The sequence below is a fragment of the Deltaproteobacteria bacterium genome (assembly GCA_016931625.1).
GTDB lineage: Bacteria > Myxococcota > XYA12-FULL-58-9 > XYA12-FULL-58-9 > JAFGEK01 > JAFGEK01.
Genome location: JAFGEK010000020.1, coordinates 32,088 through 54,877, shown reverse-complemented (window position 1 = coordinate 54,877; position 22,790 = coordinate 32,088). Strand labels below are relative to the sequence as shown.

The 22,790-nt window shown below is 40.0% G+C and carries 20 protein-coding genes and 1 tRNA gene; 8 read left to right on the top strand and 13 right to left on the bottom strand.

The features are described from left to right. Positions 1-170 precede the first annotated feature (170 nt). On the top strand, positions 171-617 hold the full coding sequence (locus tag JW841_01460) for a hypothetical protein (protein ID MBN1959586.1): 447 nt from the start codon (positions 171-173) through the stop codon (positions 615-617). 352 nt (positions 618-969) lie between these two features. Here the strand turns inward: JW841_01460 and JW841_01455 are convergent, their stop codons facing one another. Next, positions 970-2,016 (bottom strand): sulfotransferase, encoded by a 1,047-nt coding sequence (locus tag JW841_01455; protein ID MBN1959585.1) that lies wholly within the window; start codon positions 2,014-2,016, stop codon positions 970-972. A gap of 39 nt (positions 2,017-2,055) precedes the next feature. Beyond that, complete coding sequence (locus JW841_01450) at positions 2,056-3,516, bottom strand: sigma-70 family RNA polymerase sigma factor (protein MBN1959584.1); 1,461 nt, start codon at positions 3,514-3,516, stop codon at positions 2,056-2,058. 368 nt (positions 3,517-3,884) lie between these two features. Between JW841_01450 and JW841_01445 the strand changes: the two genes are divergently transcribed. From JW841_01445 to JW841_01425, 5 genes are all read left to right on the top strand, one after another. After that, positions 3,885-3,961, top strand: a tRNA-Met gene (locus JW841_01445). A 300-nt stretch (positions 3,962-4,261) separates the two neighbouring features. Further along, complete coding sequence (locus JW841_01440) at positions 4,262-5,674, top strand: hypothetical protein (GenBank protein ID MBN1959583.1); 1,413 nt, start codon at positions 4,262-4,264, stop codon at positions 5,672-5,674. A gap of 43 nt (positions 5,675-5,717) precedes the next feature. After that, positions 5,718-6,980 carry a phosphoribosylamine--glycine ligase gene (gene purD, locus JW841_01435; protein MBN1959582.1) on the top strand — a complete coding sequence of 421 codons (1,263 nt, stop codon included), beginning with the start codon at positions 5,718-5,720 and terminating at the stop codon, positions 6,978-6,980. Beyond that, complete coding sequence (locus JW841_01430) at positions 6,977-8,278, top strand: adenylosuccinate lyase (GenBank protein ID MBN1959581.1); 1,302 nt, start codon at positions 6,977-6,979, stop codon at positions 8,276-8,278. The genes purD and JW841_01430 overlap by 4 nt, the downstream gene beginning before the upstream one ends. Before the next feature lie 25 nt (positions 8,279-8,303). After that, positions 8,304-9,578, top strand: coding sequence for an adenylosuccinate synthase (locus JW841_01425; protein ID MBN1959580.1), 1,275 nt, complete (start codon positions 8,304-8,306; stop codon positions 9,576-9,578). A gap of 2 nt (positions 9,579-9,580) precedes the next feature. Here JW841_01425 and JW841_01420 read toward each other — a convergent pair whose 3' ends face one another. The 4 genes from JW841_01420 to JW841_01405 all read right to left on the bottom strand — a co-directional run bounded on the left by JW841_01420 (position 9,581) and on the right by JW841_01405 (position 12,978). Then, positions 9,581-10,150 carry a hypothetical protein gene (locus JW841_01420; protein MBN1959579.1) on the bottom strand — a complete coding sequence of 190 codons (570 nt, stop codon included), beginning with the start codon at positions 10,148-10,150 and terminating at the stop codon, positions 9,581-9,583. A gap of 112 nt (positions 10,151-10,262) precedes the next feature. Continuing rightward, positions 10,263-10,718 carry a D-tyrosyl-tRNA(Tyr) deacylase gene (locus tag JW841_01415; protein MBN1959578.1) on the bottom strand — a complete coding sequence of 152 codons (456 nt, stop codon included), beginning with the start codon at positions 10,716-10,718 and terminating at the stop codon, positions 10,263-10,265. Between the two features lie 7 nt (positions 10,719-10,725). Next, positions 10,726-12,594, bottom strand: coding sequence for a serine/threonine protein kinase (locus tag JW841_01410; GenBank protein MBN1959577.1), 1,869 nt, complete (start codon positions 12,592-12,594; stop codon positions 10,726-10,728). Positions 12,595-12,657: 63 nt separating this feature from the next. After that, positions 12,658-12,978, bottom strand: coding sequence for a hypothetical protein (locus JW841_01405; GenBank protein MBN1959576.1), 321 nt, complete (start codon positions 12,976-12,978; stop codon positions 12,658-12,660). Positions 12,979-13,310: 332 nt separating this feature from the next. Between JW841_01405 and JW841_01400 the strand changes: the two genes are divergently transcribed. Further along, positions 13,311-14,312, top strand: a complete 1,002-nt coding sequence (locus JW841_01400; protein ID MBN1959575.1) for a diguanylate cyclase — start codon at positions 13,311-13,313, stop codon at positions 14,310-14,312. Positions 14,313-14,350: 38 nt separating this feature from the next. Here the strand turns inward: JW841_01400 and JW841_01395 are convergent, their stop codons facing one another. The 7 genes from JW841_01395 to recN all read right to left on the bottom strand — a co-directional run bounded on the left by JW841_01395 (position 14,351) and on the right by recN (position 20,229). Next, positions 14,351-14,617, bottom strand: coding sequence for a YggU family protein (locus tag JW841_01395; protein MBN1959574.1), 267 nt, complete (start codon positions 14,615-14,617; stop codon positions 14,351-14,353). 58 nt (positions 14,618-14,675) lie between these two features. Next, positions 14,676-15,227: a DivIVA domain-containing protein gene (locus tag JW841_01390; protein MBN1959573.1), complete on the bottom strand. Its 552-nt coding sequence runs from the start codon at positions 15,225-15,227 to the stop codon at positions 14,676-14,678. Between the two features lie 15 nt (positions 15,228-15,242). Next, positions 15,243-15,920 (bottom strand): YggS family pyridoxal phosphate-dependent enzyme, encoded by a 678-nt coding sequence (locus tag JW841_01385; GenBank protein ID MBN1959572.1) that lies wholly within the window; start codon positions 15,918-15,920, stop codon positions 15,243-15,245. Further along, positions 15,917-16,474 (bottom strand): septum formation protein Maf, encoded by a 558-nt coding sequence (gene maf / locus JW841_01380; protein ID MBN1959571.1) that lies wholly within the window; start codon positions 16,472-16,474, stop codon positions 15,917-15,919. Before maf ends, JW841_01385 begins: the two co-directional genes overlap by 4 nt. An 80-nt stretch (positions 16,475-16,554) precedes the next feature. Further along, the gene (locus JW841_01375; protein ID MBN1959570.1) at positions 16,555-17,493 is read right to left on the bottom strand and encodes a peptidoglycan DD-metalloendopeptidase family protein; all 939 of its coding nucleotides are present in this window, start codon (positions 17,491-17,493) and stop codon (positions 16,555-16,557) included. A gap of 110 nt (positions 17,494-17,603) precedes the next feature. Continuing rightward, positions 17,604-18,365: a Stp1/IreP family PP2C-type Ser/Thr phosphatase gene (locus JW841_01370; protein MBN1959569.1), complete on the bottom strand. Its 762-nt coding sequence runs from the start codon at positions 18,363-18,365 to the stop codon at positions 17,604-17,606. A 124-nt stretch (positions 18,366-18,489) separates the two neighbouring features. Next, entirely contained in the window at positions 18,490-20,229 is a 1,740-nt protein-coding gene (gene recN / locus JW841_01365) for a DNA repair protein RecN (GenBank protein MBN1959568.1), read from the bottom strand. A 424-nt stretch (positions 20,230-20,653) separates the two neighbouring features. Between recN and JW841_01360 the strand changes: the two genes are divergently transcribed. Continuing rightward, complete coding sequence (locus JW841_01360; protein ID MBN1959567.1) at positions 20,654-22,387, top strand: DUF2341 domain-containing protein; 1,734 nt, start codon at positions 20,654-20,656, stop codon at positions 22,385-22,387. The last annotated feature ends 403 nt before the right edge of the window (positions 22,388-22,790 follow it).

The following is a 22,790-nucleotide window of genomic DNA, read 5'->3' as shown; positions in this document are numbered from 1 at the left end:
TACTGTACTAACACAATATCTTCTTGCTCAAAAGTGCATGCCACTAAAGTTACGGGGACAGAAGTCCGCCGCCAAAAGCTCTCAACCGATGCTTGCAAAAAAAAATAACCGTCTTATAAAATCAGTGTGTATGCAAGCAGGGTTACTCATTTCATAATAAAAGTGTTTTTATGGCAGAGCTTACAAAAAAACAGAAAAGCGCTAAGCGCGACGTCTATTTTATCGCAGTTATTATAATTGGATTGTTCGGATATGCTACCGCTCAACTGGGCTACGCTATTTCTAAAGGTGGTGTTAAAACTGACATCGAAGTCGTCGCTAGATTGCTGCTTTGCCTCACCTTCATTGCGGCAGGGGTTAATTTATTGCTGCTCAAAAAATTGGGACGTTTCATTTATTCATTGTTAGTCGTCGGCATATTTATAGCTACGCTCGTGCCCAATGGGCTGGATGTAAAACCAGTAGTAATTGGTATGTTATTATTTTTTCTAATCTTTCTATCCCGTACCTCCGTCACCGAAATTCTAAAACCCAACAAACTCGCTGAAAATACCGCCATAACCGCTGCTTCTGTGTCGACAAACACGACTACTACGGATACGTCAGCAAAATTATAAGCGCCTAGGTAAGACGGCGCACGTACCTAACAAAGGATTTCATGATTAAAGGCATGCTTAATAGAACTTAGAAAGTTACAGAATACCGATTTTTAGTTGATTTTGTATTTAATTCTGAATCCTGACTTTTGGATACTAATAAATAGCAGTCTTAAGATTGTTTCTTTGATGTTATTTCCTGGCGCCGTTACCTGTTGAAGGGCTGAGTAGTTATATTTTTATTATAACTGTTTGTAGCAATATCTATTCTGTAGCAATGTAGCAACATCTACCGTATTACTAACATCATGTGCGCGAAATAATTGTCAGTGTGGCATAAGCATTATAATATTCGTAAAATCAGGGGGTGCACCTATGTACGCAGTAAAACATCGCAATAATAGCGTATCTTTTTAATTAATTTTCCGAATAGGTTCTTGTGAATATTTTTACGCAAATGTAATAAAACTTGTCGTTTAATGCGATAAATATTCAACGGTGTTTGTGTAGGACTTGCCCTACCACTACTTAATGCAGCAAAAATTTCTTCTTTGGGATATCCCCATGCGGCTAAATGATCTTCATCAAGTGATGCTATACTCCTTCTGGCAATAGCCATAACTTTAGGACGCGCGAGCAAATCAGGCACCCACTTTTCTATTGAATCCCCTACTGGTCTTTGATGCTTTTCTACTGACATCGGATCACCATAACTCTTTGAAATATGTTTATACTGACCATAAGTTATGGTTTCAGGTTCATAGCTTAGCCTTAAGTGTTCGCAAATATGTTGCATCTGTTTTTCTGGCTCATTCACTAAATCTTCGTAACGTATGTGTACAAATGGTACGGGACGCTCATGAATAAATGCACCAATCGCGGGTATGTATCGTTGTATAATCGGATTTGTTTCAACAGCGGTTTTATAATCACCAGCAAAAAATGAATGAGCTACTGAATGTAAAATTGCCAAAGGGTGTCTAGTTAATACTATATATTTTGCTTGCGGATATAACTTCGTTAAAAATGGCAACACCAAAGCATATGCGGGAGTTTTATCAAGAAAGAACTCTTTGCCACTGGCATTAAGTACTTTTTCATAAAGCGTACTAGCATAGGCACGCAGCGCCTCAAGATAATCATTTTCTCCATTAGGCAATTCTTCACAAAACTCACGTAACGCTTGTGCGGCATTAATATGATCATATGGTGCTTTATCTACATTGGTGTAATATCCCAAATAAAATAGCGGTGTAATTAAATGCGGTTCTGGATGGGTGAAAATTTTTGAATGTGAACCAACCATACGCTGCAACAAAGTAGAGCCTGAGCGCGGCGAACCAATAATAAATATAAGGTTTTCTTGATTTAGCATCGTTAAAAAGCATGTAACATACTTTTGCCTAACGATGCTAGACATGCCAAGATACTGCATATTTATTGGGATTTTTACAGATGTTTAACTAATTTTGCGACGTTCACACATACGACGCATTTTCATTAATCCCTGGGCTTGGATCTGTCGTACACGTTCGCGCGACAGATTGTAAATCTTGCCAATTTCATCAAGTGTTTGATCGCTATCGTCGCCAAGACCAAAACGTCGGCGAATAATATCTTTTTCTATAGGATTAAGCATATGTAAAAGTTCACGCACACGCTCATGTGTATTTTCACGAATAACTGCTTCATCTAAACCAGGGTTGGTATCATCTCGTACTAGATCTAAATATTTTCGAGGATCATCACCCCCAACTGGTTCATCAAGAGAGACTGGATCTTGTTGTACCCCATTTAAAATCTGTTCAACTTTTATTTGTGGAATACGTAACGAACGTGAAAGTTCACCGGCGGTTGGAGCTCGCCCAAGTTTCTGCTGCAATTTTGTTGCGGCTCTACCAACCTGCCGTCGTGAATCAATTACATGTACCGGTAAACGTACTTGCGAGCCTTTATTGATAATTGCACGCTCAATCGATTGCCGAATCCACCAATGAGCATAGGTTGAAAAACGAAAGCCTCTTTCATGATCAAAGCGATGTACTGCTTTCATCAAACCAACATTACCTTCTTGAATAAGATCGATAAAAGGAATGCGATGGTGATGAAAATTTCGCGCGACACTAACAACAAGGCGTAAATTGGCTCGCACAAAATTATTGCGTGCTCGAATAGATGCACCGTGTGCTTGTTCAATCTCTGCGAGTTTCGCATGAGTTAAACGAAACGCCGGATTTGTATCAAGAACTCGTCTTCCCCAAACCTCTCGACGACATCGCCTAATAACACGTTCAAGCATTTCTTTATCGTAATCAGCAAAACGCATGCTGCGAATGGCTGACTCGACAAGTTTATCGCGCAGAGGTGAATTTTTAAGTTCGCGACGTTTGCTACGTAAGGCTGCACGTCTAACATTTTGTAACAACTTATCAAGTTTCTGTTGTACCGGCGGTTCAAGAGAAGCTGATTCAATACATACATGCACTAATGCTCGTGGAGATGAAAGCACTAGATTCCAAGTCTTATACTCTAAATCTTGTAGCATTCGTGCATTATTCATCTCTTGTTCGGGAGAGAATAATGGAATGTGGCTAAGCTGTTCCATATAACTAGCTAGCAGATCTTTGCCAGCTGCTATAGTTTGGCGATCACGTCGCCCTTCTAGTTCTTCGTCAATTATCGACTGCTCAGCAGCTAATTCTTCAGCAGTAGGTTCAATATCAGAAATAGGAGCTGGTTTCGCGGGCGCTTTTGCTCGGCGCTCGTGATTATGAGACACGGGCGTTTCCTTTTTTTTAAGCATTTCAATAGCAAGCAAACGTTTAGTGCGACTGCTATTAGATACTGGAATTGTGTCTGTCGCAAGTTTGGGGCGTCGTCTATGTACAACAGTTTTTTGACGAGCATTATTTTTTGCCATGGCTATGTCGACAACTCCGCGGACTGCGTCCGGTCATCGCGCGAAAGACTCACGCCTCCACCCCCATGGCAAGGTGCAAAGCACCTTTGCAGCACAACAAGTGCTGCAAATGAACCTCTCGTCCCGATAACGAAACTAACGCCAATCTGGGCGATCGTCGCCTCCTTACCGCCTTAAGAGGTCCACCTTTTTCCTTGCGTGCTTTAAAAAAGTGTTTGACCACTCTTTGATATATAGCATGACGGATTATGCCACAAAAAATCAACATTATTTGTTAACGCGCCGCGTCTTGCGATTATTACAATTACTATTACCCACTTGACACAATTGTTTAGCTACCGTAATCAAGCGCTCGATTGCAGTTTGCTGGCGATGTAGCTCAGTTGGCTAGAGCAAGCGGCTCATAACCGCTGTGTCCAGGGTTCGATTCCCCGCATCGCCACCATCAATCCTTAAAAAAATTGGGTATATAGCGATTTGCCTATGGTAAAAATTCAGCACCTATGGGCCGCCCAATATCTCATCGCAACCAGCATAACAAAAGCTGATATATTAAAAAGCTCTAGCAAAAACTACAATCACATAACTTTGACTACCTTGAGTTTATTAAAGGACAGAAGCGATCTTTACTTAAATATATTCATAAAGATTTTTTGTTTCACGCAAAATGATAAAGATAGTGTAAGGCTAAGACTTATGTTTCATAATAACTGCTACTTGGCGATAGATATCGTGAGGTATTAGCGTGTTAAAAAACGCCTTACTCACAGCTATCGGCCTTATACTTATCGGCCTGACACGTCTTGGTTTTAATACTATTGCTTTAAGATTTTTTGGCGAGCAAATTACCGGAGAACTCAACGTTACTTTATCGTTAGGTGTTTTATTATCAATACCTGCTTCAACGGCATTCGGACCCACTGCTTTACGTTTTATCGCTCAAGCTCGTGGCCAAAATCGGCAAGATACAATCTCTTGGTTATATCGCAAAATGTTGACTGGTACTGTGCTATTGGCTGCAATATCGGTAGTACTGGCGATTATTTATCAACAACCGTTAGCGATAAAACAAAAAATTAATGTCGATTTAATTAAACAAGCCGCGATTATTGGCGCCGTCTATGCAGGATATCTCTTCTTTCGTAATATTTTATATGCACTTGATCGTGTTAGTTTTTATGCTAAAAGTGAAATTAAAGTTGGCATTATTTTCTTTATAGTTTTGTTGATGTTAACTTACTTTGGTTTATCTCAGTTCTTACTTTTCGCATTCATTACCGGTCATGTTACATTTATCTTAATAACGCTATATTCTACTCGTAAAGAACTAGTAATACCTTGCCCTAAAAATAACCATGTAGCTTGGCAATCATTGGCTAGTTTTTCAATATTGGCACTTTTAGGTACCGCTGCCTCCTTATCAGTAAGAGAATTTGCCGTTTTTATTACTCCTAACGCAGCAGATATGGGAGCTGCCGCGCATTTAGCTCTGTCGCTATCTTTATTAGCGCCATTACAATTTTTACCACGTATGCTTCGTACTGTTCTTTTCGCCCATACGGCTGTACTTGACGGCGGCGGATATCGCGACCAAATTTCTTCAAGTATTAGTTTAGCAAATCACTGGCTTCTATTAGTTACGGTTCCGATTTGCTCAATATTAGTATTATTATCTGAACCTTTGATTGCAATATGTGGAGGTACTCCTACTGCTGAAAGATTACTCGTTTTTCGTTTACTAATTGCAGCAGCATGTATCGATGTAATTGCCACTCCTTCTGTAAATGCATTGCCCGGAATAGGTAATGTAAAAACTACTGCCTATGCCGCATTGTTTGCATTGGGTATAACCGTCCTATTATGGATATCTCTAATTCCAAGCTATGGTATGCTGGCGATTGCTTTTGGTATGTTAACAAATTCAGTTTTTAAAGGTGGGATACCTATCATAATAGCAAGGCAAAAATTGCATCTGCATTTTAGTCAAAAACCAATTATTATGTTTATTCTATTTATTCTTGCAGCATTATGCTTAGGTCTTCTTCACTTTTGGCATCGACCAATTCTTGTTTCGCTTATATATCTACTGACGACCGTGCCTTTTCTATGGCGCGAAGGAAAAACTATGGTACTCGATATCATTGGTCGTAAGACTTGACCTATAAGCTTCCTTGCGCCACATGGCGCGTGAAGAGTGATCCATGAAAATGTTAATCATTGGTGAAGGTGGCCGTGAAAGTGCGATTTGTCGTGCCTTGATGACCGCTAACCCAGCACCAGAATTAATTATTGCTCCTGGCAACGCTGGTACTGCGCATTTTGGTAAAAACCATAATATTGCTGTAAAAGACATTGATGGTTTAGTGGCGCTTGCTCAAAAAGAGCACGTTGATTTTGTCATTGTCGGTGGCGAAACTTCTTTGGTTTTGGGCATTACCGATCGACTAAAAGCAGTCGGTATTGCCTGCGCTGGTCCTAGCCAACAAGCTGCACAATTAGAAGGTTCGAAGATTTATACTAGAAATTTAGCGCGTGACGTTAATGTACCCTCTCCAAGCTTTGTAGTAACACGTAGAGAAGCTGAGCTTGCATGGGCTATGGATGCTTGGGAGGGTGTGCCAGTAGTCAAAGCGGATGGCTTAGCTAGTGGCAAGGGAGTCTTTCTACCTGATACCAAAGCAGAAGCACTCAGTATCGGCAATGAATTATTACACGGCAAATTAGGTGATGCCGGTCGAGAAATTGTTCTTGAAGAACGTCTTACTGGTATAGAAGCATCTTTCTTTTATGCTTGTGACGGTGTTCATGCTTTACCCTTGCCTAATGCTAAAGACCATAAACGTATTGGTGATAAAGATACTGGACCAAATACGGGTGGTATGGGGGCTATTAGTCCGAATCCTGTGGTAACCATCGAGATTGAAGAACGCGTTCGTGATGAAATAGTCATACCTATTTTGGCTGAATTAGAAAAACGAGGTACCCCCTTTGTTGGTTTTCTATATACCGGGGTGATGATCACCGAAACTGGACCAAAATTAATAGAATTTAATGTACGTCTAGGTGATCCTGAAGCTCAAGCTATTTTGCCACGATTACCTGCAGGATCATTTTTATCTCTTTGCAAGGGAATAGCCTTTGGTGAACTCGGTGGCTTGTCTTTTGAAATTGAGCCTTGGTGTACTTGTGCATTGGTGCTATCGGCAAAAGGTTATCCTGATAAACCACAAATTGGTGATCCAATCACAATCGAATCTCAATGCGAAAATACTTTTCGTTGGATTGATTTTGCAGGTGTTACTCAACGTGATGAAACCATAGTTACCAATGGTGGCAGAGTATTAGCTATTGTTGGACGTGGTACCACCCCTACTGCAGCGCGTAGTGCCGCATATGCAGGTGTGCAATACATTGCTTTCGAAGGTATGCATTACCGACGTGACATAGGTAGAGAACAATCGTGATAGGTCGTTATAAAACAACTGCTATTGATGCTATTTGGCGTGACGAAGGGATTTTTTCACGCTGGACTCAAGTAGAAGTTGCTGCATGTGAAGCTTGGCATGCCCGCGGTGAAATTCCTAATACCGAAATGTCTCAAATAAAAGAACGAGCATCTACCCCTGATCCACAGCGGGTGCGTGAGCTTGAAAAAATAACTGATCACGATGTTGTTGCATTTGTACGGGCTCTTGCAGAAATTGTTGGTGAACCAGCCAATCGTCATTTGCATCGTGGCCTTACTAGTAGTGATGTTGTTGATACCGGCCTTGCACTTGCCATGTTAGCAAGTCTTGACGTTGTTCTTGATGCATTAAAATCCTTAAGCCAGGCAGTAGCAACGCGAGCTCGAGAACATAAACTCACCCCCTGTGTAGGCAGAACTCACGGAGTACATGCTGAGCCCACTACTTATGGTATACGTCTAGCTGGTTGGTATACTGAAATACAGCGCAATATCGAAAGATTAACCAATGCAAAAAGTGAAATTGGTTTTGGTAAACTTTCTGGTGCTGTGGGTACTTTCAGCCAAAGTGACCCTGAGTTTGAAGGTTTTGTTCTCGAACGTTTAAAGTTAGCCGCTGAGCCGGTTGCTACTCAAGTAGTGCCACGTGATCGTCATGCATCTGTGATTGCCAAGCTGGCATTACTCGCTGGTGGTTTAGAAAGATTTGCTACTGACATTCGCGCTTTACAGCGTACAGAAGTACACGAAGCTGAAGAAGCCTTTGCTAAAGGGCAAACAGGTTCTTCGGCTATGCCCCATAAAAAAAATCCTATTACCAGTGAACGGCTATGCGGTATGTCACGTCTAATGCGTGGATATGCGCTTGCTGCCTTTGAAGATATTGCTCTATGGCATGAGCGAGATATCTCGCATTCATCGGTCGAGCGTATCGCCTTCCCGGATGCTTTTCATTTAGCTTTATATATGACTGAACGCATGACAAAGTTAGTGCAGAATTTGCGAATTTATAAAGAGCAAATGCAACACAATCTCGATCTCACCGGTGGTTTAGTGTTTAGCCAAAATGCTTTAGGTCTTTTACTAAGAGCAGGGATGGATCGCCAAGCTGCATATGCTCTAGTACAAACCGCAGCTTTACGCGTATGGGAGAAACAATCACCTACCTTACAAGCCGCATTATGGAATACCCCTGAAGTGCGGCAACTTGTATGCGAAAATGATCTGGCGCAGGCATTTGATCTTAGTGCGTATAATCGTCATGTTGATGCAATTTTTTCAAGAGCTGGTTTATAAGGTAAAAAAAAGGAGAAAATGATCTATGCCGGTCGTAGTTATCTTAGGTGCACAATGGGGAGATGAAGGCAAAGGCAAGATCACCGATTATCTAGCAGCCAAAGCAGATATTATCGTACGCTATCAGGGTGGTAATAATGCAGGCCATACGGTTGTGGTTGGTGACACAACATATAAATTTCATCTCATCCCATCTGGGATCCTGTACAAAGATAAAATTTGTGTGCTTGGCAACGGCGTTGTTATCGATCCTGAAAAACTTATTGGTGAATTAGACGGTATCACCGCACAAGGTATAAGCAGCGAAAATTTGCGCATATCAGATCAAGCGCATTTTATTTTGCCGACTCATCGAATTTTTGACCAACACTCTGAAGACAAAAAAGGTGAAGCTAAGATTGGCACAACTGGCCGAGGTATCGGACCAGCGTATCGTGATAAAGTTAATCGCTCAGGCATCCGATTAGGTGACCCTCGTGATCCGGTATTGCTGCGCCAACTTGTTGCGACTCACTTTGAAGAGCATGCTCAAGAGCTAATAGATGTTGATTGGACCATTGATAGGATGGTCGATTATTTATTGCACACTTATAAAAGATTAGAACCCTATGTTTGTAATACTCCCGCTTTAATCAACGATACCCTCGAAAAAGGTGGCAATATTTTACTTGAAGGAGCTCAAGGTACTCTGCTTGATATCGATCATGGTACCTATCCATTTGTCACTAGTTCTAATCCTACTGCCGGTGGTGCCTGCATTGGCTCTGGTGTAGGACCCACTCGTATTAATGCTATTGTTGGTGTGGCAAAATCTTATACAACTAGAGTTGGTGCAGGTCCGTTTCCTACAGAACTTTTTGATGAAACAGGTGCACTATTAGGTAAATATGGTCATGAATTCGGCACTACCACCGGCAGAGCCAGACGTTGTGGTTGGCTTGACTTAGTTGCCTTGCGTTATGCCATGCGTATTAATGGTATTACTCACCTCTGTATCACCAAACTTGATGTGCTTGATTCTTTTGAAGAAATCAAACTTTGTACTGCTTATTGTATTGGTGAAAAAGAATTCAATGATTATCCCTCACAATTGTCAACGATATCGCAAGTTAAACCTATCTACAAGACATTAAAAGGTTGGTGCAAACCAACAAGCGCCATGCGTTCTTTTACTGAATTACCTTCACAAGCCATTGCCTATATTGCCCGTATTGAAGATTATTTAAAAGTGCCAGTGGTTTTAGTTAGTGTAAGTCCAGAAAGGACTGCTAATCTGATCCGTCAAAATATTTGGCCATAACTTTAATGCAATCTTACTTGGTATCGGCCAATGATATGAAAAGGCCAAGCTTTTAAAGCAACACCTTCAACACCTTCGGCAACAAGAATTACATCGTATTCACCAACAGGAAACGGGTCACCTGGCATTTCATTCGTATCTGAAGGTCCTTGCCATTGTCGCGCTTGGACCCATACATGTGAAGCAAATTCACCAGGTTCTAATGTAACTGTTGCTAGAGGTTCATTAGTGCATAATTGGGTATTGCATTGACAATAGACATAAGGGTCATCGCCAAATTGATAATGAATCACGAGACCGCTTGGTCCTGGTTTTTCACAATCGCCAGTATCAAGTGCGCGCGGAATTACATCTGTAATTGTTTCGTTAATCTTTACAATATAATCGACATAGAAGCCTAGCTGAGCTTGTTCAATAGTGTAATCACAAGACTGATGGGGAAATTCAATACTTACACCAGGTAGATCAGATTGTGTCAGGCTGTAGCATATAATTTGTTCTGTTTCTTCTTTCCCGCAACCGATTAAAGTTAAAAGCACAATAAAAACTATAGCTGATTTCCACTGATACATTGGTCAATTTATCCTAAAAACGACAAGAAAATATTAGTGTAGCCGAAAATGCGACCGATTGAAGAATAAAAGTGACATGAATGAAAAAAAATTAATTTTTTCTCTAATGTTATTATTTTTTTTTATTTTCTGCAGTGTCTAACCAAATAGTAACAGGGCCATCGTTGCAAGACTCAACTTGCATCATCGCACCAAAAACACCAGTTGCCACATAAATACCACGAGCGCGAAGCGTTTCACAAAACTGTTCACATAGCTGTGACGCGACATTTGGCATTTCTGCTTCTTTGAAAAATGGACGCCTGCCACGTTTAGTATCAGCATAGAGCGTAAATTGACTTACTACTAAACATGATCCTCCAACATCAAAAACCGATAAATTCATTAAATCATTAGCATCAGCAAATATGCGTATTTCAGATATTTTTTTTGCCAAGGCCGTAGTTTCAGATTCGCTATCGCCTTTTTTGATGCCTAATAAAATCAGCAAACCGTGTTTAATCTCTCCTACAATAGTGTGCTCAACAAGCACTTTTGCCCATTTAACTCTTTGAATAAGTGCACGCATATATTTTTTACTTTGGTATAGTGATCGTGCGAGATACTTCACCATTTGGTGGCACTCGCAAATCAAGATAACGATTAATGTTAGCTTCTTTATTCACCAAGTGCAGGTGTACATTTCCTGATGGTATACGATAACGTCTAATTGGTGTGGTGCCTAAACGTTTAGTACCCAAGTAAACATCCAACCAAGTACCAACTGAGCGCAACGATAAATAGCCCATAGTAGCTTTGCTCTTTTTATTAACTGGTTTAGGAGTGACTTTGGCAGCAATTGAACTGGTTTTCACCTTATCTGGTATTTTCGGCGGGTCAACTGATGTAGCCGCACTTTCTTTTTCTAGTGTTAAAAAAGGTGTAGTAATTGGTTCTTTATCAGTATCACTATCAGCAATATCCATATTAGGTATTTTCGGTTGCTCAAAAACTACCGATGATTTTGGCGAAGACTCTTTAAGTTTAATTTCTTTAACCGTGGTATTTTTAATATCAGATTCTTTAGTAGGCAAAATCGTTTTAAGTGCTTTTACCTTGTTTCGAACTTGGCTAAAAAATTGGTTATTGTGTAATAAAACACCAACTGCTGTTATTATAGTAGCTACTAATAAAATCAAAAATATGTAGTTGAAAATACTTCGTGACGCTGATTTTGAAGCATTATCAGTACTAATAGTATTAGTAACTTTATCATCATTTGTAAGGTTAGGTGTAGGTGAAACCAAATTAGCTTCTGGTGTTGTTATTTTATTCTGAGTTAAATCTAAATTAACAACAGCTGTTGGTACTATGCTATCGGTCATAATTGCTGTTGGCGCAGTTGCAGCAGTTGGTTGAAAATCGTTAGCCTTTGCTGCAATTGCATTACTTGGAGTTTCTAATGTCTGCGATATAACTGCTTGCTCATCATTTTCGTCTTCATCCGCTGGCAACGTCATAGTTTGACGTTGTTTTTTATTCGTTTCAGAGTTCTTAATATCCACTAATGAGCCAAGCTGCACTGCACCTTCAACGCCAAGAGAATAACGAAAACTAGACAATTCTTTTTCAACATTGCTTAAACTTGCATAACGTTCGCTTGGTTTGGCTAACAAGCAACGTGAAATAATATTTTCAAGTTCTGTTGGAATATCTGTACGAATGCTACTGAGCTTTTTAATGTCACATTCAATTACTCGTCTTATAATATCAAGATCTGAATTACCTTGAAATAATCGTTGTCGAGCGATTATTTCCCATAATACAACCCCAAGACTGAATTGATCGCAACGACTATCCAATTCTTCGCCAGCAGCTTGCTCTGGCGCCATATAAGCAACCTTGCCTTTAATAGTACCTGCAGCAGTATGAGTCGCACGTGCCGCGGCTTTGGCAATACCAAAATCCATTATTTTTACATCACCAGCACGACTAATCATTATATTGTGAGGACTAATATCTCTATGAACGATATGTAACGGCCCTAAACGTTCATCTGCAAATGAATGTGCATATGCTAAACCACGCGCGATTGATTCTCCGATGGCTGCGGTTTCAGCAAAAGTTAAAGGTCTATCTCGCTTTTCACAATCAATTAATATTTGGCGTAAATCAGCACCGTCGATATATTCCATTGCCATAAAATAAACACTATCGACCTGCCCAAAATCATATATCTGCGTAATATTCGGATGCGAAAGGCGGCCAATAACTACTGCTTCATCAATAAACATCTGCACAAAGTTGGGGTCTAAACTAAATTGGGGCAGAATTCTTTTAACTACTAGGCGCTTTTTAAAACCAGCATCGCGATCGATAACAGCAAGAAAAATCTCAGCCATACCGCCAAAAGCAATTCGTCGTAGCAGACGATATTGGCCGAAGATTCCTTCGTCCGCATTCACTTGCGAACACTCCTTTAAAAAAAGACTAAGCTAGCAATAATTGATACCTACAACTACTGGCTATTATCCTTTTAAAATTACTGTGTCATCATTTTGATCACGCCCAAAGGTTTCTCGCTGCTGTGGATGTACCAGCCCCGGACGAGGTCCCTGACTAGGTAGAGACGCACGTTTTTTTTCTTTAATGCTAGATGTTGTTTTTTTGTTATTACTCTGTTTTTTGCTTAATACAGTTAAAAAACTATCATTAGGTTTAGGCGTTGAGCTTTTTTCTAATAAACGTTGTCTTTCTTCAAGTTGAGCAATACTTTCCGGAGTAACACCCATGCCCTTGCCAACAAGAACTGTATGTGGTTCAACACGACGATCATCATACTCACCCACAGCCCTAACTCCTACTTATATCTTTGATGGTAAAGCTATTTATTATCATAGCACTTTGCTTATGCTAAAAAAGGGCAAATCGCTGCAAAAAATTATAAATATCCGTATTCAATTGATTAGGGACACCCCCTAACTTACGAGAAAATTATTATCACTCTGACATTAATATTATTATCATGCTAAACTCTGATAACAGCTTATTGTTAGGGACACCCCCTAATTTGGTATTAATATAGTGTAAAAATATATACTCACTGCATAACCAGCAGTAAGTGCATATTGTGGATTTCGATTGGTTCGCTTGTTTTAGTTAAGGATTATTAGGTGCAAATATGACGCAAGAATCTCTTGACGAACGCTTGGTCTGGTTGCTTCAGGTAAGTCGCAGTATGCTAGCAACACGTGACCTTGATCGACTGCTTATGCTGATTACCGATGCATTTATTGAGTTAACCGAAGCAGAACGTGGATTTTTATTACTAAAAGACCGAGATAGCGGTAATTTAATACAACGTGTTGGACGAATGAAAAACGGCGTCAATATTAGCGAACAAGAAACCCGTATTTCAACGGTCGCCACTCGCGTTTTCAAAGAAAATAAGCCTGTCTTTGCAACTGATACTAGCGCGCAAAATGATTTGGCTACAAGACGTTCTATTCACGAATTGCGTTTAAAAATGATGGTTTGCGTCCCATTGGCAAGTGAAAATGAGCCTTTGGGGGTAATTTACGCTGATGGCAAATCAACATTAGATAAAGTCTTCACTCATACCAACCGCAGAACCATAGAAATGCTGGCCGAACATGCTACCGCAGCAATAGAAAATGCTCGTATGTTTGAGCGTGCCACAAATGATCCGCTTACCGGCCTGCCAAATTCTAGCCATTTCCTTTTACAATTAGCAAAAGTCATGCGTGAAGCGACACCAGATCAACCAGCAGGAGTCATTTTATTGGATGTTGATGCTTTTAAGCGTGTTAATCTCTCTGCAGGCGCTGAAATGGGTGATCGTGCTTTGGTTGATATAAGCATTACCTTACAAGACGTTTTGCGTGCTGACGGTCTTATAGCTCGTTATGGCTCTGATAAATTTGCCGTATTATTACCGCCTGATGATAGTGCACCAATTGCTATACGTTTACGCGATGTCGCTGAAAGAGCCCGCGCCGCCATAGCTACTAAAAATTACCATGGGGTGCAAATGAGCGCTTCTATAGGCGGTATTTCGTTTACTGGTACAGGCGCAGAAAGTGCCCCAGATTTGGTTGCAGCAGCCGATGACGCACTTGCAAAAGCAAGAGCTCGTGGTCAAGGTCATGTAGAGATATTTTAAAAAATTCCGCAGTTCGTGGGGTGTCCCTATTAAAACCTTCATTCTGCTGCTGGTGGACTCAACTTAAGCAACGCTAAATGAGACGGTATTCCAGATAATCTAACTGTTTTACGTCGATTAGTCGCCCCCCCGACAATTTCAATTTGTGCACGTGAAATAGCTAATGATTCAGCTAAAAATCGAATTAAAGCATCATTTGCCTTACCATCTACCGGAGGTGCGGTAAGCTGAATTTTTAATCGATTATCATGCACACCCATAATACGATTTCGTGAAGCACGTGGTGCGATTAAGACATCAAGCATAATACCATCAGCCTTAGGCGATAACCATTCAGGATAGCGAGTGATCACTATTACTATCTCATCCGATTAGGTCAGCTTGTGCCAAAGATTCAAGCGAAGGAGGTGTAGGAGCCCGAACCCTATCTAAAACTGTTACGGTAGCTTGTTGAGTCTCTTGATGGCTTTCATGATCATGAAGTTCAAGTAAGCGTACATGCGTTTGCAGCACACCACGTAATTCTTCAATGGCTCGGACTCGTTGACGTTTCAGTTCATTAATTTCTTCTATAACCTTGGTTACTCTTGCATGCGCACTATGCACTATTTTTTCAGCGCGCCCTTCTGCTTCACCAATAATTACTTCAGCTTCTTTGCGGGCTTGTTCTCGAATATCTTCAATGGCTTTTTGGGCGGTCATCATCGCTTCGCGCAAAGTTGCCTCACGGTCACGATGTTCCTCAAGCTCGTGTAAAAAACGACGTGCTTCGCTTTTTAGCTCAATATTCTCACGAACAAGTTCTCCCATTTGTTGTGAAACCACATCAAGAAAACTCTGTACCTCGCGGTGGTCACAACCCCTAAATACCTTACGAAATTGTTGCTGTTGAATATCTAACGGAGTTAATTTCATGTGGAGACTCCAGGTTTACGTACGTTCACCAAAAATAGCGGTACCAACACGAACCATAGTGGCGCCATGTTGAATTGCCGCAGTAAAATCACTGGTCATACCCATTGATAGTTCAATAGCCTTAATACCATCGGGGGTGGAAATGAGTGCTTTTTTTAAATCTGACATGTGAGCAAAATAGGGATTAGGGTCCACATTATATGGGGGGATACCCATTAGTCCAACCAACTCTAATCCATTGATGCGAGAAACATTTAAAGCTAATTGCACTGCTTGCTCAGGTTCAACCCCACCTTTTTGTGCTTCTTTACCTATATTGACTTGTATTAAAATTTTCGCCGTTTGCGATGTAACTCGTTTTGCTATTGCTTGCGCCAATTCAATGCTATCAACAGAATGAATCATATGGGCATATCGCAATACTATATTAATCTTATTGGTCTGCAAACGACCGATAAAGTGCCAACGTGCTGATAACCCACGCTCAGCAAAAGCCTGCGCCTTTTCTTGTAAACCTTGTGCAGTATTTTCGCCAAAATCTCTAACACCAGCTTCGTAGGCGGCAAACACCTTAACAAGGGGCTGAGTTTTTGAAACGACAATCAGCTTAATTGTATCTGGATTACGGTTGCATAAACTTGCACTTTTAGCAATTTTATCTCGCACTTGTGTCAAGTTCTCAAAAATATTCACGATACATCCTCAATAGCGCTAAGAACTTCTTTAAGCGGCAAGCCCATAACATTTGTGTATGAACCTTCAATACGATGAATTAAACTGCCGCCAACACCCTGTATCCCGTATGAGCCAGCTTTATCTAAAGATTCTCCAGTTCGTACATACTGTTTAATTTCAGCAGCACTTAAATTACGAAAACTAACTAATGTGCGTTCAACCCCTTTGATAATTTGATGGTTTTTACTAACACAGTAACCGGTATAAACTTCATGGGTTTTACCGGCTAATACAGTCAACATACGAATTGCATCTTCGTTATCAGTAGGTTTTTCAAAACGATTTTGGTCTAAAGCTACAATAGTATCAGCCGCTATTATTATTTCATTGCTTGCTTTTATTGCGGATAACTTACGTAACGCTAAGGCTATTGCACCTTCTGCAAGTTCACCTCCAGGCCAACTTTCATCTGCCCCAGATGGACGTACTTCAACTTCAAGGCACGCTGCTTCTAATAACATACGCCGACGAGGTGATACCGAGGCGAGAATTACGCGCCCTTTATTAGTCATGTGACAATATTATGAATTGATCTGCAGATGAGCAATTTTCTGGCAGGTTTACTTGTATAAACAATACTTAGGGGGTGTCCCTAATCAAGAATAAATTTCTCGGGGTCTTGAGGGATGCCATGGAGACGTACCTCATAATGCAAATGTACACCTGTAGTACGACCCGTTTTACCAACTGCGGCAATAAGATGGCCACGCTGTACTTTATCACCAATCTTAACTTTATAATCCGATAAATGAGCATAATGTGTTTGAATACCATAACCATGGTCTATAACTACCGTCTTGCCATATTCACCACGATAACCAACTGCAACAACTATCCCATCAGCTGGTGCAAAAACTGCAGCTCCGTGCTCCGCGGCAAAATCAACACCTTTATGCATTACTCGCCGATTGGTATAAGGATCTATACGTGTGCCAAATGAACTAGTAAGCAAACGAGATTTTACCGGACGAATAGATGGGGTTGAGGCAAGCAACATTTGATCTTCAGCAAAATGCTCTTGAAGATCGCGAATACTGCTTTCTTGACGTAATACCTCACTACTTAATGTTTCTATTTTCGAATCGATTAGACGCATTGCCAATTTCGAATCAAGAACTTCATCTTCATCGTCGATTCGTTCACCAGGAGCATAAAGAACTTTTGGGGTCTTCTTTGGGGTGGAAACAGGGCCAATGGCTAAATTACGATCAGGGTCATTTAATTCAGTAATGGCTCTAATTTTAGCTGATAATTGCCCTATTCTCATCAAGTTAGAATCAATTCGGGCGACTTCTTCTTGCATTACCCGCAAACGTGCCTTGAGCACGACATTTTCGTCTTTAAGAACGCCATTGCGTGAAGCTTGATCAATAATAAACACGTAGTGCACAACCATAAACATGGCTATGCCAATCACGACAGCCGCCCCCAAAGCCAACTGAAATAGGCGAGCTCGTGGAATTTGTATGCGCCGAACTTTAGAAGAACGTTCGGGAACAATTATAACCGTGAAGGTTTTGTTATTCGCCACAAAGTCCCTGTAACAAAGGCCTAAAGACCTGGTCAATAATAAACTGCACCACAAAAACAATACATTTATTTATATATTAATCATAAAAAAGACCTAACGCACGAAAATATCTATTCTTCTTCTGCTAAAGAAACACAAATAATTGTAATATTATCATCTCCGCCACGTTCATTGGCGAGATCAATCATTCTGGAGGGTACTTCAGTAATCGCAAGAGTTGCTAAGGCTAAGCCAATTTCGGTGTCATCAACAAAATTGGTTAATCCATCTGAACAAAGCAGAAGATTATCGTTAACTTGTATAGGCAAAGCAAAAGTGTCAACAGCTACATCTCTTTCAAAACCAACTGATCGTGTAATTATATTCTTCAGACGACTTTGCCTACCCTGCTCTCTTGTTATTAAACCCGCTTTGATTTGTTCATTTACTAAAGAATGGTCATCGGTAATTTGAATAATTCGATCAGCACGTTGCAAATAACAACGCGAATCACCAACATGGGCAATGAATGCACGATTGCTATTTATAAATAGTGTGGTGACCGTAGTGCCCATTCCTTGTAATTCTGGGTTACCTTGCGCTGCATCAAAAACTGTAGCGCAGGCACCACGCACAGCATCTGCTAATAGCTTTGGTACTGGAGAACTTTCAATTGGTTCAATGCCAGAACCACTGCACAGTTGTTCAAAAACAACCTTTATATTATCGGCAACAGCTTGTGCAGCTAAACCAGAGGCCATTTGGCCGCCAAGGTGCCCACCCATTCCATCGGCGACTACATACAAACCAAGCTCGTTCGAGATAAAATGAGAATCTTCATTTTTTTCTCTAACACGCCCAACATCAGTCTGTGCAGCGGAGTTAATAAGCAAGCAATAACCTCACGCTAAATTACGTTTTACTATACGAAATAGTAAAAACGAAGAAGTATTAGGTTGTATGATTACCAGCCACGAAGCTTTGGTCAAGTAAAGTGTTAAGAAAACTTAAATTTTCTTAAATTATTTGAGAAGGAGAGTTAAATTTATTATGCTGCTGGTTTGTTTTGGCTCGAATAAGCATCGCTTTAGCTGCATCAATAGTGGCTTGAGTGATACGAGCGCCATCAATCATACGAGCAATTTCTGTAGCTCGTTCTTTTTCTGATACCGATACAATCTTACTAACCGTACGGCTTTCATGTACTTCTTTACTTGCAAACAAATGATAATCAGCTCGACATGCTATAGGTGCCAGGTGAGTGATTGCTATAGCTTGATGATTGAAAGCTACAACTTGTAGTTTACGACCAATAGCATCTGCAGCACGACCGCCAAGCCCCGTGTCTACTTCATCAAAAACGTATAAAGATACTAAATCACGAGCTGCTAAAACTCTTTTAACTGCCAACATTAGGCGCGATAGTTCACCACCACTAATTATTTTAACTAATGGTCTAGTTGGCTCACCTTTATTTGCGCTCCATAAAAACTCAACTGCATCCACGCCATTCTGACCAAATTTACTATTATTTACCGATTCATCTTTTAATGACAACGAGGTAATTTTAACTTCAAAAGCTGCGTCATTAAGTTCCATATCAGCAACTTCAGCTAATACAGCTTTGCTAAATCTTATGCCTACCTCAATTCGAGCCTTTGTTAATTGCTGAGCTATTATTTCAAGCTGCTGCTTGGCAAGCAGCTCTTCGGCTTCTAATGTAGAAATTCTATCTTCGGCATTATCAAGATTAGTAAGCTCATTTTCCATCGCATCGCGACGATTTAAAACTTCTTCTAAAGAGCCACCATGTTTGCGCATAAGGTGCGTTAAAGAATTAGCACGATCTTCAAGCCATTCTAATCTTGTTGGATCAGCTTCAATGCGATCACCATAACGCTGTAATAATCTAGTCACTTCTTCAATATTACGTTTAGCGGCAAATAGCGGCTCAAGCATAGAAGTAAGCTCGTCATCAATACGGGCTAATGATTCTACTTCAGCAGTAGCTTTGCCTAATTTATCAAAAGCAGAACCATCCTCACCATATAGGAGACTCTCCGCCGCCATAGCACCATTATGCAATTTTTCTGCATTTGATAAACGTCGACGTTCGACATCTATTTCACTATCTTCACCAGGTTTAGGATTTAAGCGTTCGATTTCCTCAATTTGAAAACGTAAAAAATCCGCACGCTTTAGATTTTCTTCACTGCTTTTAGTAAGATTATCTAATTCTTTATTAATATTAAGCAAATAGTTATATGCTTTGCTATAGTTTGCTTTAATCTCGTCAAGCTCCCCAAACGCATCGAGAATTTCAAGATGCCTTTCAGTGTCTAACAAACTTAATTGTTCATGCTGACCGCTCATATCAACTAAGCCGCGTACTATTTCACTAAGTGTAGCGACTGTAGATAAATAGCTGTTAATCAATACTTTTGATTTACCTTTACTACTAACGACTCTTCTAATTAATAGCGAGTCGGGATCATCACCAATAAGATCTCGTTGCTCTAAACGAGCACGTATAAGCGGCTGCTTACTAATATCGAAGATTGCTTCGACTTCAGCTTCCTTTGCACCAGACCGTATAAGATCACTAGATACACGACCACCTAAAACGACAATTAGGGCATCAATAATTATTGATTTACCAGCCCCAGTCTCACCAGTGATAACAGTAAAACCGGGCGGAAAATCAATTTCAATAGTATCAATGATTGCTAAATCACGAATTTTAAGGTGAACAAGCATGGCGCCTTTTGCACTAGCCTAAATTTAGCCATCTTTCTAGAGCAAAATAATACTGTACGCTTTTGACAACGAGTATTGGAGTATTTGGGGAGTATCAATAAAAAGAAAAAAGTAAATGATAGCAAAATTAAAAATGTAGTATCAACACTTACCAACACTGCTAATGCAAACAAAAGTAAGATAACAACACACAAACGTTGCACCCATAAGACCAATACAGCTCCAGGATCCTTTTTTTTATAGCTTTTAAAAAAACAAATTTAATCAATTGGTTATAATGATTTGTTAATGAATCTTTTTACCTGTAAATCACCACATTTACTGTTAATATAATATAAGGGGGATGAAGTATTACGTTGTAGGCGGCGTATAACCTAAGCCAGCTAAATTGCTTAGTTACGTCATCTGCAGGACGATGAGAATTATGAAGTTTGTGTTTGCTTGGTTTTGGATAATAGCGTTAATATTTGTTAACAGCTGTGTTGAAATCAAGCGACAATATAATGGTTGGTCTTGTACTGCTGATACCGATTGTCTTGCTGGCTATGTTTGCGATTTAGATAACTCTGTATGTGTCAGCTGTATAGATCATGATGATGATCATTATGGTCAAGGATTACAATGTTTAGGCGCTGATTGTGATGATTCTAATCCAGAAGTAAATCTTGATTGTTCATCTATTACTCATATTACCAAAATAGACTGTAGTGTTCCCACATGTATAGATAATGATGGTGATGGTGTGGGTGATGGCACATGTGGCAATAGTAGCTGTGTGATTGCGACCACCGATAGTAATGATAATGACTCTCGCAGATGCACAAATCTTGATAGTGATACATGTGATGATTGTAACTCTGGTAAATGGGACCCTTTTAAAGATGGTAGCGATGGACAAGATTGCGGTGGAGGTGTAGTTACTCCAACTGATACAGACAATGATGGTGTTGATGATATAGATGACCCATATCCAAATGACCCAACCCGTTGTCGAGATGTAGATAAAGATACCTGCGATGACTGCTCAAAAGTGCGTAATCCTCCTGACCCATACAATGACGGGCAAGATAGCAACGACAATGGTATATGCGATCTCGCGACTTGGTATGATACAAATTGGCAATATCTTAAAAATATTACCTTAAATCGCGCAGCGCAAAATACTAACCTTTCTAATTTCCCTGTGCTTATTGCAACAACAGATATAGATTTAGCAAATAAAGCCACTAGTCGTGGTAATGATATTGTATTTACAACAGTCGACGGCAAAACGACGCTTAACTGGGAAATCGAAAGATGGGATAAAAGTAGTGGTCAATTAATTGCATGGGTAAAAATACCAACCCTAAGTGGAAGTGGCAATACCATAATTTCTATGTACTATGGCAATAGCAATGCATCATCACAACAAAATCCAACAGGTGTTTGGGATATTAACTATATGGGCGTCTGGCATTTGGCAAACAATACCAATACTGGTACTGCTTCTATTTTAGACTCAACTGCAAATCACAACAATGGTACAATGGAAAATGCAATTTCAGAAAAACGAGTCGATAATGCTAAAGTTGGCTATGGTGTAGCTTTTGATGGCACTAATGATTTGATAAATGTTGGTAGCAACCCTAGCCTCGATAATTTAAGCATCTATACTTTTTCGGGGTGGATGATTACAGATGGTTTAGGAACAGGTGTAAAACAAAGATTCATTAATAAAACTCCATCAGGCACTTATGATTATGGTCAAAACCAATTTAGTATATTTAGAGACAGCGACAACGAATACCTGTACGCTCGACGCTATCGTGATACTTCAGAACTAGGAGTTATTAGCCCATCGGCATCCGTACCGCTCAGTCAATGGAATCATGTGGTAGCTGTTTTTGATGTTCCAAATGATAGCGCTGAAATTTGGATAAATGGTGTTCAACGTGGTGCAATTGATTCTACGGGTGCGGGCGGTATTAAAGATGATGCAAGTTACGATTTACTAATTGGTAATAATCCAGGCGCAAGTCGTGGTTTTGCTGGTACATTAGACGAATGGCGTATTTCAAATACTGCGCGCTCATCAGCGTGGATAATTACTTCATTTAATAATCAAAATGATCCCAGTAGTTTTTATGTCTTTAGCAATGAAGAGCCTATTCCGAATTAAAGAAAAATAGCTAATTTTTATAATTACATCTTTTTATAAAAATATAAATCGCCATAATTCATATAACTATTTAGAACTTGATAACGCTTAATAAATTTAAGGTTAGAAATATTTTTTTGATGTTTTAAACGATTATACTGTTGATACTGCAAATTAGTGCTATTTCTCTATTCTGGAAAGCAATTACTAGTATAGGTTTATTATTAACTCCTGTAGTTGCAAACAGTGCATTAGCAAACAGTGTCAGCGACCCCCGCAGCAACTCAACGCAGTAGTCAAATCTTGGTACACCTTTTGAAAAATTACGTTTTACTAGCTCATTACATGGTAACGTCGTGCTATATTTTAATAAACCAAGAGGGTTTGCGGTTTTTATCGCCAAAGATGATTCTTTTAATAATTA

What these genes read in the sequence shown, in the direction of transcription:
- JW841_01460 (MBN1959586.1), top strand. Translation starts at nt 171, where the DNA reads ATGGCAGAGCTTACAAAAAAACAGAAAAGCGCTAAGCGCGACGTCTAT.
- JW841_01455 (MBN1959585.1), bottom strand. Translation starts at nt 2,016, where the DNA reads ATGTCTAGCATCGTTAGGCAAAAGTATGTTACATGCTTTTTAACGATG.
- JW841_01450 (MBN1959584.1), bottom strand. Translation starts at nt 3,516, where the DNA reads ATGGCAAAAAATAATGCTCGTCAAAAAACTGTTGTACATAGACGACGC.
- purD (MBN1959582.1), top strand. Translation starts at nt 5,718, where the DNA reads ATGAAAATGTTAATCATTGGTGAAGGTGGCCGTGAAAGTGCGATTTGT.
- JW841_01425 (MBN1959580.1), top strand. Translation starts at nt 8,304, where the DNA reads ATGCCGGTCGTAGTTATCTTAGGTGCACAATGGGGAGATGAAGGCAAA.
- JW841_01420 (MBN1959579.1), bottom strand. Translation starts at nt 10,150, where the DNA reads ATGTATCAGTGGAAATCAGCTATAGTTTTTATTGTGCTTTTAACTTTA.
- JW841_01415 (MBN1959578.1), bottom strand. Translation starts at nt 10,718, where the DNA reads ATGCGTGCACTTATTCAAAGAGTTAAATGGGCAAAAGTGCTTGTTGAG.
- JW841_01400 (MBN1959575.1), top strand. Translation starts at nt 13,311, where the DNA reads ATGACGCAAGAATCTCTTGACGAACGCTTGGTCTGGTTGCTTCAGGTA.
- JW841_01395 (MBN1959574.1), bottom strand. Translation starts at nt 14,617, where the DNA reads ATGCTTGATGTCTTAATCGCACCACGTGCTTCACGAAATCGTATTATG.
- JW841_01390 (MBN1959573.1), bottom strand. Translation starts at nt 15,227, where the DNA reads ATGAAATTAACTCCGTTAGATATTCAACAGCAACAATTTCGTAAGGTA.
- maf (MBN1959571.1), bottom strand. Translation starts at nt 16,474, where the DNA reads ATGACTAATAAAGGGCGCGTAATTCTCGCCTCGGTATCACCTCGTCGG.
- recN (MBN1959568.1), bottom strand. Translation starts at nt 20,229, where the DNA reads ATGCTTGTTCACCTTAAAATTCGTGATTTAGCAATCATTGATACTATT.
- JW841_01360 (MBN1959567.1), top strand. Translation starts at nt 20,654, where the DNA reads ATGAAGTTTGTGTTTGCTTGGTTTTGGATAATAGCGTTAATATTTGTT.